The organism is Teichococcus wenyumeiae, from assembly GCF_003696345.1.
In the GTDB taxonomy this organism is placed as follows: Bacteria; Pseudomonadota; Alphaproteobacteria; order Acetobacterales; family Acetobacteraceae; genus Pseudoroseomonas; species Pseudoroseomonas wenyumeiae.
The window spans coordinates 438,215-453,155 of the sequence record NZ_RFLX01000002.1; the positions used below are offsets into that span (position 1 = coordinate 438,215).

14 protein-coding genes are annotated in these 14,941 nt (G+C 67.4%); 7 read left to right on the forward strand and 7 right to left on the reverse strand.

Going from position 1 to position 14,941, the window contains the following annotated elements; genetic code table 11:
• Nucleotides 1–141: 141 nt before the first annotated feature.
• Entirely contained in the window at nt 142–378 is a 237-nt protein-coding gene (locus EBE87_RS05085) for a hypothetical protein (RefSeq protein WP_120639215.1), read from the reverse strand.
• A gap of 14 nt (nt 379–392) precedes the next feature.
• Complete coding sequence (locus tag EBE87_RS28595; protein ID WP_147426116.1) at nt 393–1,220, reverse strand: hypothetical protein; 828 nt, start codon at nt 1,218–1,220, stop codon at nt 393–395.
• A 71-nt stretch (nt 1,221–1,291) separates the two neighbouring features.
• On the opposite strand from EBE87_RS28595, the gene EBE87_RS05090 reads away from it, so the two are divergent.
• From EBE87_RS05090 to EBE87_RS05120, 7 genes are all read left to right on the forward strand, one after another.
• The gene (locus tag EBE87_RS05090; protein ID WP_120639216.1) at nt 1,292–1,867 is read left to right on the forward strand and encodes a transposase; all 576 of its coding nucleotides are present in this window, start codon (nt 1,292–1,294) and stop codon (nt 1,865–1,867) included.
• A gap of 59 nt (nt 1,868–1,926) precedes the next feature.
• The gene (purL, locus tag EBE87_RS05095; RefSeq protein ID WP_120639217.1) at nt 1,927–4,134 is read left to right on the forward strand and encodes a phosphoribosylformylglycinamidine synthase subunit PurL; all 2,208 of its coding nucleotides are present in this window, start codon (nt 1,927–1,929) and stop codon (nt 4,132–4,134) included.
• Between the two features lie 62 nt (nt 4,135–4,196).
• A complete protein-coding gene (locus EBE87_RS05100; RefSeq protein ID WP_120639218.1) occupies nt 4,197–4,427 on the forward strand; it encodes a BolA family protein in 231 nt (76 codons plus the stop codon).
• 11 nt (nt 4,428–4,438) lie between these two features.
• Complete coding sequence (gene grxD, locus EBE87_RS05105) at nt 4,439–4,777, forward strand: Grx4 family monothiol glutaredoxin (RefSeq protein WP_120639219.1); 339 nt, start codon at nt 4,439–4,441, stop codon at nt 4,775–4,777.
• 97 nt (nt 4,778–4,874) lie between these two features.
• A complete protein-coding gene (locus tag EBE87_RS05110) occupies nt 4,875–5,654 on the forward strand; it encodes a hypothetical protein (protein WP_120639220.1) in 780 nt (259 codons plus the stop codon).
• Between the two features lie 115 nt (nt 5,655–5,769).
• On the forward strand, nt 5,770–7,839 hold the full coding sequence (locus EBE87_RS05115; RefSeq protein ID WP_120639221.1) for an AI-2E family transporter: 2,070 nt from the start codon (nt 5,770–5,772) through the stop codon (nt 7,837–7,839).
• Nucleotides 7,840–7,875: 36 nt separating this feature from the next.
• Nucleotides 7,876–8,409 carry a DUF1269 domain-containing protein gene (locus tag EBE87_RS05120; RefSeq protein WP_120639222.1) on the forward strand — a complete coding sequence of 178 codons (534 nt, stop codon included), beginning with the start codon at nt 7,876–7,878 and terminating at the stop codon, nt 8,407–8,409.
• Here the strand turns inward: EBE87_RS05120 and EBE87_RS05125 are convergent.
• The 5 genes from EBE87_RS05125 to EBE87_RS05145 all read right to left on the reverse strand — a co-directional run bounded on the left by EBE87_RS05125 (nt 8,406) and on the right by EBE87_RS05145 (nt 14,930).
• Nucleotides 8,406–10,400 (reverse strand): DUF2075 domain-containing protein, encoded by a 1,995-nt coding sequence (locus EBE87_RS05125; protein ID WP_120639223.1) that lies wholly within the window; start codon nt 10,398–10,400, stop codon nt 8,406–8,408. The two genes, EBE87_RS05120 and EBE87_RS05125, sit on opposite strands and share 4 nt — an antisense overlap.
• Complete coding sequence (locus tag EBE87_RS05130; RefSeq protein ID WP_120639224.1) at nt 10,397–11,272, reverse strand: DMT family transporter; 876 nt, start codon at nt 11,270–11,272, stop codon at nt 10,397–10,399. The genes EBE87_RS05125 and EBE87_RS05130 overlap by 4 nt, the downstream gene beginning before the upstream one ends.
• 129 nt (nt 11,273–11,401) lie before the next feature.
• Nucleotides 11,402–12,553, reverse strand: coding sequence for a GNAT family N-acetyltransferase (locus tag EBE87_RS05135; protein ID WP_120639225.1), 1,152 nt, complete (start codon nt 12,551–12,553; stop codon nt 11,402–11,404).
• 20 nt (nt 12,554–12,573) lie between these two features.
• The gene (locus EBE87_RS05140; protein ID WP_122139913.1) at nt 12,574–13,524 is read right to left on the reverse strand and encodes a DUF697 domain-containing protein; all 951 of its coding nucleotides are present in this window, start codon (nt 13,522–13,524) and stop codon (nt 12,574–12,576) included.
• Nucleotides 13,521–14,930, reverse strand: a complete 1,410-nt coding sequence (locus EBE87_RS05145; RefSeq protein ID WP_233553529.1) for a YcjX family protein — start codon at nt 14,928–14,930, stop codon at nt 13,521–13,523. The genes EBE87_RS05140 and EBE87_RS05145 overlap by 4 nt, the downstream gene beginning before the upstream one ends.
• Nucleotides 14,931–14,941 lie beyond the last annotated feature (11 nt).

The following is a 14,941-nucleotide window of genomic DNA, read 5'->3' on the forward strand; positions in this document are numbered from 1 at the left end:
CCCGTTGCGCTAGGCGCGCCGCCGGTCACAGGGCGCGGCGCGGGCGGGGATGGAAGGTAGCGCGGGTGGCCTTGCAGGGGCTCTGCCCCTGCACCCCGGCAGGAACCTTAGGTTCCTGCACCTCCCTTCAGTTTAGATACTTTAATCGATTAGGCTGTGATAACGACCCACAGATATAGCAGCTTCAATAAAGCGCTTTGCTGTAGCACGATCCATGAGGATCGTTTTTTCATCGAACCTGATATAGACGCTATCTTCTCCGATCCCAGCAGGAACCGAACATCCTGCGTAAAATGAGGATCTTCCAATTTCAATTTCAGCAGTAACTTCTCCTCCTTGATCTTGAACGATTTCTTCAAAATACATTGTGGTTGCCATTAATCTATTCCTGATCAAATACCCAACGAACTAGTAACAATTGCAGTAAGAACTCCCGCTGCGACCTCCTTAGCGGGTCCGCTTATGGCCCCAAATATTCTCTGATAAATAGGTTTAGCTGATGCCATATCTCCGGAGCTTGCTTTGGACACCATATCAACCACTTGCGATTTCATTGCAGCATCCACCGAAACCCCTTCGCTCGACAGAAGCTCTACCAAGTAATTAACAGTATCATTTTGATCATTTACATCGAAATTTAATGTTTGAGACACTTTTTTACCAACACCAATGGGAGATTGGTAAAAATGCCCTCCTGTGATGGTTACATTTTGCCTCGGAGCCGGATCAGACTTTACTGATTTTTTCTTGTCTTCAGACACAATGTTATAGCCTTCTTCTTTTAAATATATATATTCTCTTAAACTAAAAAGAGACAATATAAATACAGAAGATCCAGGTTCATTGTCGTACATCTTCATTGGCCCCGTCCCAACAAGGCCCCGATCCTCAAGACTCTTTAACGCAAGGTCGTAATCAACCCGCGAGATTCGGCCATCACTTAGAAATTCATCCTGCAGTTCTTCCATGCTCACACCAACATAGCCATCCAACAACTCTGAAGTTGTTCTTTTTTTACTTATGAATTCATTCTTTAGGATGGCTAAAATTTCAAGCGAAAGCTCACTTAAAGGGCCGCTAGGTTTCGGTTTCTTCGCCACAGCCTTGTCTCTCCGGGATTCACTAATACGAAACCAGCTATCCGTGTCCACCAAACGAATCGGAATGCCTTCAACGATTAAGTTTGCCTTTTTTGACCCGATATTAAAGCGGCAACGCATCAAATTTTCGTAGGAAAACTTGCCTATGTTAGGAGCTTACGCTATGCATTGACTGCTAAGGAGGTGCGCGCATGGCAATCCATAATTCTAATATATCAAACCCCCAATGGTCTGCCCTCCTCCCGCACCTCCTCCCCGGCGCACCCCAAGGCCGCCGCCTGGAGGAACACCGCGAGCGGATGGAAGCCATCTTCTTCATCGCCACCTCCACCCTCCCGTGGCGCGCGCTCCCCGCGTGCTACGGCAAGGCAGATACCGTCTCCCGCTACTTCCGCCGCCTCACCCATGCCGGACTCTGGCAGAAGCTGCTGCACGCGCTGGCGGAAGCCGCGCCCAACCATCCGCTGCGGCAGCTTGAGGAAAAAATTCTCCGCGCCTGCCGCCGCGCGCACCGCATCCTTGGCCTGCCCTTTCTCGTGCTCATACGCCGCCTCAACCTGCGCCGCGCCCTGCCCGGCCCGCCCTGGCTGCTGCCCAATCCGCTTTTGTCCGAAACCTTGGCTGGCGTAAAAATCGCCCCGCCGCCATCGGGCGAATACGGGCACAAAACGCGCCATGCCCGCCTGCTGGCCGCCTTGCGGCGCCTGCACCGGGATGCCGCCGGGCGCCGCCGCATCCCCCGCTCCGTCCGTCTGGCCTGGGCATGAACCCCGCCATGCCAAAACCACCCCTGGACAACGGGCGCGCGGGTGTTGACAAGGCAGGCATGTCGACGCCCGTCCTCCTCGCCCCCGACCGCGCCAAGCAACTCGCCGCCGAATTCGGCCTGAAGCCGGATGAGTATGAGCGTGCCCTGGCCATCCTCGGCCGCACTCCGTCGCTGACGGAGCTTGGCATCTTCTCGGTCATGTGGTCCGAGCACTGCTCCTACAAGTCCAGCCGCTACTGGCTGAAGCAGTTGCCCACCAAGGCCCCCTGGGTCATCCACGGCCCGGGTGAGAATGCGGGCGTCATCGATATCGGTGAAGGCCTGGCCGCCATCTTCAAGATGGAAAGCCACAACCACCCCTCCTTTATCGAGCCCTACCAGGGCGCCGCCACCGGCGTCGGCGGCATCCTGCGCGATGTCTTCACCATGGGCGCCCGCCCCATCGCCAACCTCAACGCGCTCCGCTTCGGTGACCCCTCGCTGCCCAAGACGCAGCAGGTGCTGGATGGCGTGGTGCGCGGCATCGGCGGCTACGGCAACTGCGTCGGCGTCCCCACCGTGGGCGGCGAGGTCAATTTCCACCCGGCCTACAACGGCAACCCGCTGGTCAATGCCATGACCGTGGGCATCGCCCCCAAGGACCGCATTTTTCTCAGTGCCGCCGCCGGCATCGGCAATTCCGTGGTCTATGTGGGTTCCAAGACGGGCCGTGACGGCATCCACGGCGCCACCATGTCCTCCGCCGAGTTCAGCGCGGATTCCGAGGAAAAGCGCCCCACTGTCCAGGTCGGCGACCCCTATTCGGAAAAGCTGCTGATCGAGGCCTGCATGGAACTGATGGCGACCGACGTCATCGTCGCCATCCAGGACATGGGCGCCGCCGGCCTGACCTCCTCCTCCGTGGAGATGGCCGGCAAGGGCGGCGTCGGCATCGAGCTGAACATGGAGCTGGTGCCGCAGCGTGAGGAAGGCATGTCGGCCTACGAGATGATGCTCTCGGAAAGCCAGGAACGCATGCTGATGATCCTGAAGCCGGGCCAGGAGCACATCGCCGAGGCCATCTTCCGCAAGTGGGAGCTGGATTTCGCCGTCATCGGCCACCTGACCGACACCGGCCACATCGTCATCAAGCACAATGGCGAGCTGGAAGCCGACATCCCCCTCGCGCCCCTGGAATCCGAGGCCCCCCTCTACCAGCGCCCGACGGCCGAGACCCCCAAGCAGCCCATCCTGAACCACGCCGACATCCCCAGCCCCATGGGCATCGGGGAGGCACTGGTAAAACTGGTCGGCTCCCCCGACCTCTGCTCCCGCCGCTGGATCTGGGACCAGTATGACAGCACCGTCGGCGGCCAGACCGTGAAGCGCCCCGGCGCCGCCGATGCCGCCATCGTGCGGCTGGAGGACACCAACCGCGCCCTCGCCATGACCACCGACGTCACCCCCCGCTACTGCGCGGCGGACCCGGAGGAAGGCGGCAAGCAGGCGGTGGCCGAGGCCTGGCGCAACATCACCGCCACCGGCGCCAGGCCACTGGCGATCACGGACAACATGAACTTCGGCAACCCCGAGAAGCCGGAGATCATGGGCCAGTTCGCCGCCGCCGTGCGCGGCATGGGCGCGGCCTGCCTCGCGCTGGACTTCCCGGTCGTCTCCGGCAACGTCTCCCTTTACAACGAGACGGAAGGCAAGGGCATCCTGCCTACCCCCGCCATCGGCGGCGTGGGCGTGATCGAGGATGTCTCCAAGGCCATCGGCTACGCGCTGAAGGAAGGCCAGGAGCTGGTGCTGGTGGGCGAGACCGCCGGCTGGCTCGGCCAGTCCCTCTGGCTGCGCGAGATCGTGGGCCGGGAGGAGGGCGCCCCCCCGCCGGTGGACCTCGCCGCCGAGCGCCGCACCGGCGACTTCATCCGCGAGAACATCCTCTCCGGCCGCATCCAGGCCTGCCACGACCTGGCGGATGGCGGGCTGCTGGTGGCCCTGGCGGAAATGGCGATGGAGGGCGAGACCGGCATCACCCTGGCCGCCGCCCCGCAGACCACCCCCGCCCATGCCTTCTGGTTCGGTGAGGACCAGGGCCGCTACGTGGTCGCCACCGCCGATGCCACTGCCTTCATCCAGGCGGCCAAGGCGGCGGGCCTCCCCGCCACGCGCATCGGCCGCAGTGGCGGCAAGGCCTTGGTTCTGCCGGGTGGCGAGTCCATATCGCTGGATGACCTCCACGCCGCGCATGAAGCCTTCCTGCCGGCGCTGATGGCCCGCTAACATGGAACCCGGTGGGCAGTCCCCGCACTGCCCGCCCCCCTGCTCTGGAGTGGAAGCGCACGATGGCGATGCAGCCGGCGGAAATCGAGGCCTATATCAAGGCGGCCCTGCCCGATGCCCAGGTGGTCATCCAGGACCTGGCCGGGGATGGCGACCATTATGCCGCCTCCGTGGTCTCGGAGGCTTTCCGCGGCAAGTCGCGTGTGCAGCAGCACCAGCTGGTCTATGCCGCCCTGCAGGGCCGCATGGGCGGTGAGCTGCATGCCCTCGCCCTTCAGACCTCAGCCCCGTAAGGACGCTTGCGATGAGCAACCCCACCTTCGACCGCATCCAGGCCGAGATCACCGAGAACCCCGTGGTGCTCTACATGAAGGGCACCCCGGTCTTCCCGCAGTGCGGCTTCTCGGCCCGCTCGGTGCAGGTCCTGTCCCACATGGGCGTGCCCTTCAAGGGCGTGAACGTGTTGGAGGACCCCGAGATCCGTGAGGGCATCAAGTCCTTCACCAACTGGCCGACCATCCCGCAGCTCTACGTGAAGGGCGAGTTCGTCGGCGGCTGCGACATCATCATGGAGATGTTCCAGTCCGGCGAGCTGGCGACGCTGCTGGACGAGAAGGGCATCCCCCACCAGGCCGCCGCCTGATGCTTCCCGGGGGGTGGTCCGCTGCCCCCCGACGGCCGCCGCCAACCCTGGCGGCCCTGATGCGTTGCCGAGGCAATTGGCCCGAGGCGCGCATCCCATGACCAGCAACAATCTCCGCACCATCCTCAACCTCGTGCTGCCGATCCTGCAGCCGGTGATCGGGGCCCTGGCGCCGGTCTTCGGCATCGGCATGACGATGCAGGAGATGTCGGCCGGGTCCGAGACTCCCATCACTCCCTCTGGCTATGCCTTCTCCATCTGGGGCGTGATCTTCACGCTCGCCATCGCCTGGGGCATCTGGCAGGCATTGCCGGCGGGGCGGGACAGCGTGGCGGCGCGGCGGTTGGGCTGGCCGCTGGCGGGGGCCTTCGCCTGCTCCAACCTCTGGATGCTGCTCTCGCAGCTCACGGGCAATGGCTGGCACCTGGTGGTGGTCATCCTGGCGCTGCTGGCCTGCGTGCTGGCCGCCTTCTTCATCGCCCGCGCCGAGCCCGGCCAGGGCTGGGTGGATACCTGGATCATCTACCCCCTCACCGGCCTTTTCGCCGGCTGGGTCTCGGCGGCCACCTTCGTCAATATCGCCAGCGCGGCGGTGCTCTCCGGCGTCATCCGCAATGAGGGGATGACCGGCAGCCTCGCCGCCATCCTGATCCTGCTGGCCGCCGCCGGGGTGGCGCTAGGCGTGCTCTGGACCGCACATGGCGCGCCCTGGTACGCGGCCGCCTTCGCCTGGGCGCTGCTGGGCATCATCGCCGCCAATACGGTGGACCGTGACCTGAATCTGCTGGTGGCGGCGGTCGCGGCGGTGCTGCTGGTGCTGGTGGCGGCCCTCTCCTGGCAGCGCTCGCGCATGCGGCGCCACCGCCTGCCGGTCTGATGCGGGCGTCACAGGCCCCTCAAGGCCGTGGCGTAAAAAACCCTCGGCCCAGCCCGATCATTTGGGCGTTCCGCGCGTTACTTCAGCCATCACCATGCGCAAGGCTTGAGCCTCCATGCCGGACACGCCGTCCCGCCAGCCACCAGCCAACACCGCCACGGCCTCCGCTTCCGGCATCTCTCCCATCGCGCCCCTTGGGCGGGGCACGGCCAAGGTGATACCGCCCGCCATGCCCGACACCCGCAGCCTGACGACGCTGGCGGGCGCCGTGGTTATCGTCGCCGGCCTCTACCTGGGCCGGGACGTGCTGATCCCAGTGACGCTCGCCTTCCTGCTCTCCCTGGTGCTGTCGCCGCTGATCCGCCTGCTGCGGCGGACGCGACTGGGGCGGGTGCCCTCGGTGATCCTGGCGGTCTTCATCGCCCTGGGAGTGCTGCTTTCCATCGGCGGCATCATCGGCAACCAACTGGCCGAGCTGGCCGACGACCTGCCGCGCTACCAGTCCACCATCAGTCGCAAGCTCGACACGCTGCAAAACATGACCATCGGCCGCCTCAATTCCGTGGTGGACCGCGCCGGTCAGGACTTCCGGCAGAAGCCGCCGCCGACCACCCAGCCGGCCGTGCCCAGCGTCCGGCCAGAGCCGAGCCAGCCCGTGGCACCCCTGCCGGTGGAGGTGCACCAGCCGCAGCCCACGCCGCTGGAGATGGTGAAGACCTATCTCTCCCCGGTGCTGAGCCCGCTGGCGCATATCGGCATCATCCTGATCGTCACGATCTTCGTGCTGCTGCAGCGGGAGGATCTGCGCGACCGGCTGATCCGCCTCTTCGGCTCCAGCGACCTGCATCGCACCACGGTGGCGATGGACGACGCCGCCTACCGCCTCAGCCGCTATTTTCTGACCCAGGTGGCCATCAACGCCGCCTTTGGCTGCATCATCGCCCTGGGCCTGATGATCATTGGCCTACCCAGCCCCATCCTCTGGGGCATCCTGGCCGGCCTGCTGCGCTTCGTGCCCTATGTCGGCGCCATCCTGGGTGCCGTGCTGCCGGTGGCCCTGGCCGCCGCGGTGGACCCGGGCTGGTCCATGATGATCTGGACCGCCGCCCTCTTCCTCGCGATCGAGCCGGTGATCGGCCATATCATTGAGCCGCTGGCCTATGGCCATTCCACCGGCATGTCGCCGGTCTCGGTGGTGCTGGCGGCGATCTTTTGGAGCTGGATCTGGGGCCCGATCGGCCTACTGCTCTCCACCCCGCTGACGCTGTGCCTCGTGGTGCTGGGGCGCCATATCGACCGGCTGGAGTTCCTCGACGTCATCCTGGGCGACCGCCCGGCCCTGACACCGGTGGAGAATTTCTACCAGCGCACCCTCGCCGGCGACCCGGACGAGGCGCAGGAACAGGCGGAGCTGCTGCTCAAGGACCGCTCCCTCTGCTCCTATTACGACGAGGTGGCGGTGAAGGGCCTGCACCTGGCCGCCGCCGATGTGCGCCGCGGCGTGGTGACGCCGCAGCAGCTGGAGCGCATCCGCGAAGCGGTGGCCGACCTGCTGGAGGGCCTGCAGGACTATACCGATGTGGAGCCCCCGGCCCCCACCCCGCCGCAGGGCGCCAGCCGCATGCTGCGCCTTTCCAATGCCGAGCAGAAGCTGCCGCGCGAGCCCGGCGCCAAGCTGCCCGAGCCGGAGGAAATCCCCGAAGCCTGGCGGCGAGAGGGCGCCATCCTCTGCATCGCCGGGCGCGGGCCGCTGGACGAGATCTCGGCCATGCTGCTGGCGCAGATCCTGCGCAAGCATGGCCTGGGTGCGCGGGTGGTGCCGCACCAGGCGGCCTCCCGCCGGGAGATCGGCACGCTGGATATGACCGGGGTGCGCATGGTCTGCGTCTGCTCGGTGGAGTTGCAGGGCACCCCCTCCAGGCTGCGTTACCTGCTGCAGCGGCTGCACCGCCGCGCGCCAGAGTTGCCGATGCTGGCTGGTATCTGGCAGGATGATGACCCCGCGTTGCGGGACGAGGAACTGCGCCGCACCCTGGGGGCGCGCTTCCTGGTTTCCTCGCTGCGCGATGCCGTGCTTGCCTGTGCCAGCGTGGCTCGGGAAGAATTTCCGTCGAATGAGCCTACGCCGCCCGCTTCGGGCGACAGCCCCGCAATGCCTGCAGGAGCTGTGGCGCGCCGTGCCTGAGCCATCTCACGACAATCTGACGAGAAGGACACAGCAATGGCCGATCTGATCGTGGTGGGCTTCGATAAGCCCGATGAAGCGGACAAGGTGCTGCTGCGGCTGGCGCAACTGCGACGTGAATACCTGATCGACCTTGAGGATGCCGTGGTCGTGGTCCGCGACGAAAGCGGCAAACTGCACATGAAGCAAAGCTTCAACCTGACGGCCATCGGTGCCACCTCTGGTCTGACATCCGGCGGCCTCTGGGGCGCGTTGGTGGGGCTGCTGTTCCTGAACCCGCTGGCAGGCTTCGTGATCGGTGGCGCCATTGGGGCCGGCACGGGCGCGATCTCCGGCTCGCTGATGGATTACGGCATAGACGACAACTTCATCAAATCGCTGGGCGAGACCATCCCGGCCAATTCCTCGGCGCTCTTCGTGCTGGTGCGCAAGGCGCAGCCGGAGAAGGTGCTGGCGGAATTCTCCGGCCTCAAGGGCAAGGTGCTGCGGACCTCGCTTTCGCCCGAGCAGGAGAAGCGGCTGCAGGAAGCGCTCTCTGCCGGCGGGGCTGTGACCGCCAGCTCCAGCTAAAGCAGCAGGGGCGGCAACGCCGGCGCTGCCTCATCCCGCCACATCTCCAGCGGCCGCGCACCGCAGGCGAGGAGATGGGCGGCAATGGCATCGAATTCGGTGGCAGGGCGGGTGCGGTCGGCATCCTCCCCCGGCGGCACCCAGAGCACGGTCTCATAGCGCCCCCGTGTCATCAGAACGCGATAGGTGTTGCGGATGAAGAGCTTCTCTTCCTCCTTCTGCACCAGGTTCCAGCGCGTGCCGGCAAAGGCCCGGGCCTGCCAGCCGGCGCCGCTCCGGATGAAATCGCCGCCCCAGGCCAGGCCCACGAGATCAAGTTCCAGGCCTTGGCAGGCATATTCGGTGGCGCAGACTTCCAGGGCATCCGAAGCCCTGACATCGGGCCAGCGGTCCAGAAACCACCGTACCGCTTCGTCCGGCCCATGCAGCACATGGCCAAGCCCATCCGCGCGCAGCCGCCGGGCGCCGGAGGAACATACCAGGCCCGCCCGCCGCAGCCCCCGCGCCATGCGGCGTAACGCTGCCCTTGCCGCGGCCAGATCGCGCGTCACGTAGAAAGGCAGATCCGCCGAGGCCGCGATCTCCACAGCCGCTGCGGGACGGTCGGACAGGACCGCATCCACCCAGGCGGCCCCGGCGGTGTCACGCACAGAGCGGATCGGCACTGTCAGGTCCAAGGCTGGTTCCAGCTTGAGCCAAGGTGGTGCCGGAGAGCGGGCGAGCTGTTGCGCTGGCTCAGTAGCATCCAGCACGCGCGGGGCTGCCACAGCCTGCCATGCCCCTCCCGAGGCTGCGATGACACGGCCCCATTCCGCCAGGCCGGCCTCACCCGTGTTGATCTCCTGCCCATTGCCGACCAGGGCGACGATCACCGCCCAACCCGGCAGGCGCGACATGATCTCCAGCATATGCGCGGGCTCGGAAACACTGAGCACGGATTGCCGGCGCTGCGTGTCTCGCGTCGCCTGCGCGGCATCCCAAGCGCGCTGCGCTTCATCAAAGACAACCAGATGCTCTGGTGGCGGGGCGGCGTTTCCCGCATGGGCTTCCAGAAAGCGGTGCACATTCTGCAGGAAGCCCCGCCCCTGCCGCGCCGGCTGACGGCGGCCCTGACTTGCCCGCGCATCTCTCGCCAAGGCTTCCCGCAACACCGCGACCAGGGGTGCATTGCCGGTCAGGAAGGCGGCGTTGGTCTCGTCCTCTCCAAAAACCACGTTGAGGCCGCACAAGGTCTTGCCGGCGCCGGGAATGCCGGTGACGAAGACCACGTACCGCCGCCCTGCCTCCCGTGCCTCGGCCACGGCATGACGGATGGCGGCGGTGGTGCGGGTGAGATTGGCGGTATCGGCGCGGGCCGCCGCGATGTCCTCGACACCATGACGGGCAAACATCAGCCTGGCGGCATCAATGATGCCAGGTACAGGCCGGTAAGCCGCATCAGCCCAGGCTTCGCCATCGAGCGGTGGGGTCGTGATCATGAAATGCTGCTGCGCCTGCGCCACCAAGTCCGGCAGGGTTGTGGCGCTGGCCCGCAGCACCGGGGTCACGCCCGGCAGCGGCAGCGGCCAGTCATTTCGTGGTGGTGGCGCGTGGGTAGCGACCAGCACCGGAACAATGGGATGCGCCCGGCTGCCCGCATGGAAGTCGCGCAGGTCGAGGGCATAGTCCTCCGTCTGGCGCAGATCCTCAGCATGGAAGGATCTGGCGCCGTGCTTGAACTCCAGCACCAGAATGGCGCGGTCGGTCAGCAGCACCGCATCGATGCGGCGCTCCAGCCGAAGCAGGTCGTATTCCAGCAGGACGTGCCAGTGCTCGCCGCCCGGATGCATGACGGCCTGCCGCAGGCTGCGCAAACTGGCGGTCCAGGAATCGATCTGTTCTGGCTCCACACCGCGAAAGCGACGGGATTGAGTGACGGCCAGTTTCGCCGCCAGATCCTCGGGCGCGACCGCGCGAAGCTCCTGCCCGGTGCATGCCAGCCAGGCTCTCATCCGCGACGCTTCTCCGGCCAGGTTGCGAGTCCGATGCTGGCCAGCATCAGTGCCAGCCCGAGCAGATGAAAGCGGGAAAAATGCTCGCCCAACACCAGCACCGCCAGCACGGCGGAGGTCGCCGGCAGGAAGGTAGTGAAGATCCCGGCGACACCGGCGGGAGCGCGCAGCAGCCCGGCATACCAGAGCAGCAGGCAGAGCACGCTGGCGGTGACGCTGTGGAAGACCAGCAGGCCGGCGATGGTGGGGTCCGCCAGCGCCGCCGCCGCGCCCAGCACGGGCAGGCAGAAGGGCAGCAGCATGGCGGCCGAGAAGAACTGCATCCAGAAGGAGGCCGTCACCACCGGCAGATGGCCGGAGAGGCGCTTGGCCAGCAGCACATAGGCGCCTTCACCGCACACGGCGACAAAGATCAGGGCATTGCCCAGCAGACTGCCGCCGGAGGAGGTTTCGGTGCGGGCCAGGGTGATGGCGGCCATGCCGCCCACCGCCAGCGCCGCCGCGCCCCATTGGCGGGGCGCCAGCCGCTCCCGCAGCCAGAGCGCGGAGCCGAGGGCGATGACCGCCGGCAGGGTGGCCAGCACCAGGCCCGCTTCCAGCGCCGTGGTGAAGCGCAGGCCGGTCAGCAGCGCCGCGTTGTAGAGCAGCGTGCCCAGCGCCGCCTGCAAGGCCAGGTTGCGCAAGGCGGCCGGGGATGGCCGCACCCGGCCTTCCCGCAGCCGCGCCAGGGGCCAGAGGATGGCGCAGGCCAGCAGGCAGCGCAGGCCGACGATCAGGGCGATGGGCAGCGCATTGGCCAGCAGCTTGGCCACCGCCACATTGGCCCCCACCAGCGCCATGGAACTGGCGAGCTGGGCATAGGCTGTCAGCATCTGGCGGTCCCTGGCAGTTCCGCCCGATCCGGCCTGGGGCGCTTCACTTTCGGCACGGCGTCAGCAGCCCCGCATTCCTGGACTCGAAGAAAAAAGAAGGGGGTCTGGGGGAATTCATTCCCCCGGCCTTCAATCTCCTTCCTGCCGGAAAGGCGAGAGGCTGGCCAGTTCCGCCATATGCTCCAGCATGGCGGGCCGTTCCTGTTCCAGGAATTCCGCCACCGCGCGCCGCAGCCCGCCATGGGGAATGAAATGCGCGGAATAGGTGGGCGAAGGCAGGTAGCCGCGCTGGATCTTGTGCTCGCCCTGGGCGCCGGCCTCGACGCGGGACAGGCCATGGGCGATGGCGAAGTCAATGGCCTGGTAATAGCACAGCTCGAAATGCAGGAAGGGCGCCTCCACCAGCGCGCCCCAGTTGCGGCCGTAGAGGGCATCCTTGCCCATCAGGTTCAGGGCGCCGGCCACGGGCTCGCCGTCACGTTCCGCCACCATCAGCACCACGCGGTCGCCCAGGCGCTCGGCCAGCAGGGGCCAGAAGCGGGCGGTCAGGTAGGCGCTGCCCCATTTCCGGTCCACGGTGTCCATGTAGCACTTGTGGAAGGTCTTCCAGTGCCGCGGCGTGATCTCGGCGCCGCGCAGGGCGCGGAAGGTCAGGCCGGCGGATTGGGCGTCCCGCCGCTCCCGCCGGATCTGCTTGCGCTTGCGGGAGGACAGGGCGGCGAGGAAGCCCTCGAAATCGGCATAGCCGTTGTTGTGCCAATGGAACTGGGTGCCGAGGCGGCGCAGCCAGCCGGCCTCGCCCAGGGTGTTCCACTCGGCCTCGGTGCAGAAGGTGACATGGCAGGAGGAAAGGTCGAGCGCCTCGGTCGCCTGCGCCAGCGCGCCGGCCAGGGCGGATTGGGGGATGCCGTCGCGCACCAGCAGCCGGGGGCCAGGCACCGGGCTGAAGGGCGAGGCCACCTGGAGCTTGGGGTAGTAGCGGCCCCCCGCGCGCTCGAAGGCATTGGCCCAGGCGTGGTCGAAGACATACTCGCCGTAGGAATGCCCCTTGGCATAGGCGGGGGCGACGGCCACCAGCCTGCCCGCCGGGTCCCGCAGCGCGGCGTGCTGCGGCAACCACCCGGTGCGGGCGCTGGCGGAGCCGGATTCCTCCAGGGCCAGCAGGAAGGCATGGCTGACGAAGGGGTTGCCGTCGCCGGCACAGGCATCCCACTCCGGGGCCGCGATCTCGGCGATCGCCGGATGCAGCCGCAGGGTCAGCTCGGTCTGATTGTCTGCCATGGCAACAGAGATATGGCAGCTTACCGGCGGCTGTCATCACCAGGACGGCAGGCCGCGGCGGTGGCGCCCGCCAGGCGGAGCATGCGCCGCGCCGCGATGGTGGCGCCGGCCGCGCCGCCCACCACCTTGGAGGCCAGGCCATGGACCACCTGCTCGGCCCCGGCCTCGGCCACCAGGTCGGCGCCGGCGGTCAGGCCGGCGGAGACCGTCAGGCGCCGCAGCAGCCGCCAGAGCATGGCGGTGCCGGGGCGCAGCCCGTGCAGCACCGCCACCTGCCGCATCAGCCGCAGGCCCAGCAGGGACATGGCCGCCGCATCCATGGCCGGCGAGGGCAGAATGGCCGTGACCACGAAGACCTGCCGCGCCGATTGCCAGCCCAGTGCCTTCACCCGCGCATCCAGCACCGGCAGCAGGGCGGTGTTCATCAGGCCCAGGGCTTCCTCCAGCGTGGTGGCGCGCAGCATCTGGGCGGCGGCGGGCACGGCTTCCGGCACGCGCTTGCCGACATCCTGCGCCCATTGCAGCAGGGCGGCGGGCGGGGCGACGGTGCCGGGGGTGGTGCGCAGGTCCCGCGCCAGCTGGTCCAGCGCCTTCAGGCGGCGCAGGGCGCGCCATTCACGCCCCAGCGCCAGCAGCACCGCGCCGCCGGCGCCCGCGCCCAGCGCCGCGCCCAGCCAGCCCAGCACGGGGGAGGCCGCGAAAAGGTCCCGCAGCATCAGCGCGAGGCCGAGCCCGAAGGTGCCCAGCACCAGCGCCGCCCCGGCCCCCGCCAGCAGCCCCAGCGCCCCGAACCAGGAGGGTGGCTTTTCCAGCGGCAGGTCGATCACCGCCGGCACGCCATGCTCGATGGGGCCGCCGAAGTCGGCATCCAGCAATGCGGGGCCAAGGTCTGGCGGCGGGGTGGCGGTGGCGGTGCGGGGGGCGGCGGGCGCCGCGGGCTCATCGGCCCAGCCGGGGGTTTGCGGGGTCACAGGGCATCCTCCAGCAGCCAGGCCAGCAGCGTATCCATGCCGAGATGCGGCAGGCCGTCGCGGCCATCGGGGTCGATCAGCGGCGGGCGCAGGGCAGGCAATTCAAAGAAGGGCCGGGACCAGAAGGGGTCGCCCGGCGGCGGTGGGGCGGAGGGGATATGGCCGGGGCGGAAGGGGCGGCGCCGTTCCTCCCCCAGCGGCACGCCCAGCACCACGGGCAGGCCGTCATGCACCGCGTCCTCTGTGCAGCGCAGGGCGGCGATGGCGCGGTGGGTGGTGGTGCGGCGGTCCTCGCCGGGCATGGCCATCATGGCGGAGAAGAGGCTTTCCAGCGCCGGGCGCTGGGCGGCGGGCACATGGTCGGCCTTGGAGGCCACGAAGCCCACCCGCTTCAGCGTGGACAGGCCCAGCCAGCGGGAGCGGGAGCGCGCATCATAGGCCGCCGCGATCTGCGCCACGGCATGGCGGGTATCCTCGAAGGCCCCCTGCCCGGCCCAGAGCGCGCCCAGCACATCCACCAGCACCACCTGCCGGTCGAAGCGGGCGAACCAGGGGTCGAAGAAATTCTGCCGCATGTCGTCGCGATAGGCGACGAAGCGCCGCGCCAGCAGGTCTCGCAGGCTGCCGGAGGGCGCCGGGCCATCCCCGGGCAGGGGAAAGAACCACATCATCGGGCTCTCGCCGCGCGGGCCGGGGCGCAGGAAGCGGCCGGGCTGCAGCCAGCGCAGGCCGAAGCGGTCCCGCGCCTGCTCCAGCAGCGTCAGGTACAGACGGTAGCCGCGCCGGGCCACGGCCTCATCCGCCACGGCCGTGGGGTCCAGGGCGGCGACGAAATCCAGGAACTCCCCCGCCACCGCCGCGCGCGGTTCCGCCCGCAGCAGGGCCAGAGTAGCGGCGGACCACTGGGAAAAATCCTGGTCCAGCAGCGGCAGGTCCAGCAGCCATTCGCCGGGGTAATCCAGCAGGTCCAGCCGCACGCGGCGGGAGCCCAGCAGGCGCATCGGGCCGCTGCGGCTGAGTTCCAGCGTCAGGCTGGCACTGGCGAGGTCGCTGGTGCGCGGCGGCCAATGCGGCTGGGCACCGGCGAGGTCGCGGATCTTGTCGGCGGCATCGAACCAGTCCAGCGCCTGGGTGCCGGCAGGCTCCAGCCGCACGCCGCGCAGCACCGTGCCCTGGCGTTCCAGCAGCGCGGAGAGCGCCGGCAGGGTCTGCCGCCCCCGCCCCATGGCCAGCAGATTGGCGATGAGCGAGGTGATGAAGACCGTCTTGCCGGAGCGGCTGAGACCGGTGATGGCGATGCGCAGCGTGGTTTCGTTGAGCAGCCGCTCGGCCTCGTCGGCCATGTCGGTGACGAGGCGGACGGCACCGCTGCTCAGTTCCTCGCCGATCCTCAGCAGTCCGGACACGCATTCACCCC

What these genes read in the sequence shown, in the direction of transcription:
- EBE87_RS05085 (WP_120639215.1), bottom strand. Translation starts at nt 378, where the DNA reads ATGGCAACCACAATGTATTTTGAAGAAATCGTTCAAGATCAAGGAGGA.
- EBE87_RS28595 (WP_147426116.1), bottom strand. Translation starts at nt 1,220, where the DNA reads ATGCGTTGCCGCTTTAATATCGGGTCAAAAAAGGCAAACTTAATCGTT.
- EBE87_RS05090 (WP_120639216.1), top strand. Translation starts at nt 1,292, where the DNA reads ATGGCAATCCATAATTCTAATATATCAAACCCCCAATGGTCTGCCCTC.
- purL (WP_120639217.1), top strand. Translation starts at nt 1,927, where the DNA reads ATGTCGACGCCCGTCCTCCTCGCCCCCGACCGCGCCAAGCAACTCGCC.
- EBE87_RS05100 (WP_120639218.1), top strand. Translation starts at nt 4,197, where the DNA reads ATGGCGATGCAGCCGGCGGAAATCGAGGCCTATATCAAGGCGGCCCTG.
- grxD (WP_120639219.1), top strand. Translation starts at nt 4,439, where the DNA reads ATGAGCAACCCCACCTTCGACCGCATCCAGGCCGAGATCACCGAGAAC.
- EBE87_RS05110 (WP_120639220.1), top strand. Translation starts at nt 4,875, where the DNA reads ATGACCAGCAACAATCTCCGCACCATCCTCAACCTCGTGCTGCCGATC.
- EBE87_RS05115 (WP_120639221.1), top strand. Translation starts at nt 5,770, where the DNA reads ATGCCGGACACGCCGTCCCGCCAGCCACCAGCCAACACCGCCACGGCC.
- EBE87_RS05120 (WP_120639222.1), top strand. Translation starts at nt 7,876, where the DNA reads ATGGCCGATCTGATCGTGGTGGGCTTCGATAAGCCCGATGAAGCGGAC.
- EBE87_RS05125 (WP_120639223.1), bottom strand. Translation starts at nt 10,400, where the DNA reads ATGAGAGCCTGGCTGGCATGCACCGGGCAGGAGCTTCGCGCGGTCGCG.
- EBE87_RS05130 (WP_120639224.1), bottom strand. Translation starts at nt 11,272, where the DNA reads ATGCTGACAGCCTATGCCCAGCTCGCCAGTTCCATGGCGCTGGTGGGG.
- EBE87_RS05135 (WP_120639225.1), bottom strand. Translation starts at nt 12,553, where the DNA reads ATGGCAGACAATCAGACCGAGCTGACCCTGCGGCTGCATCCGGCGATC.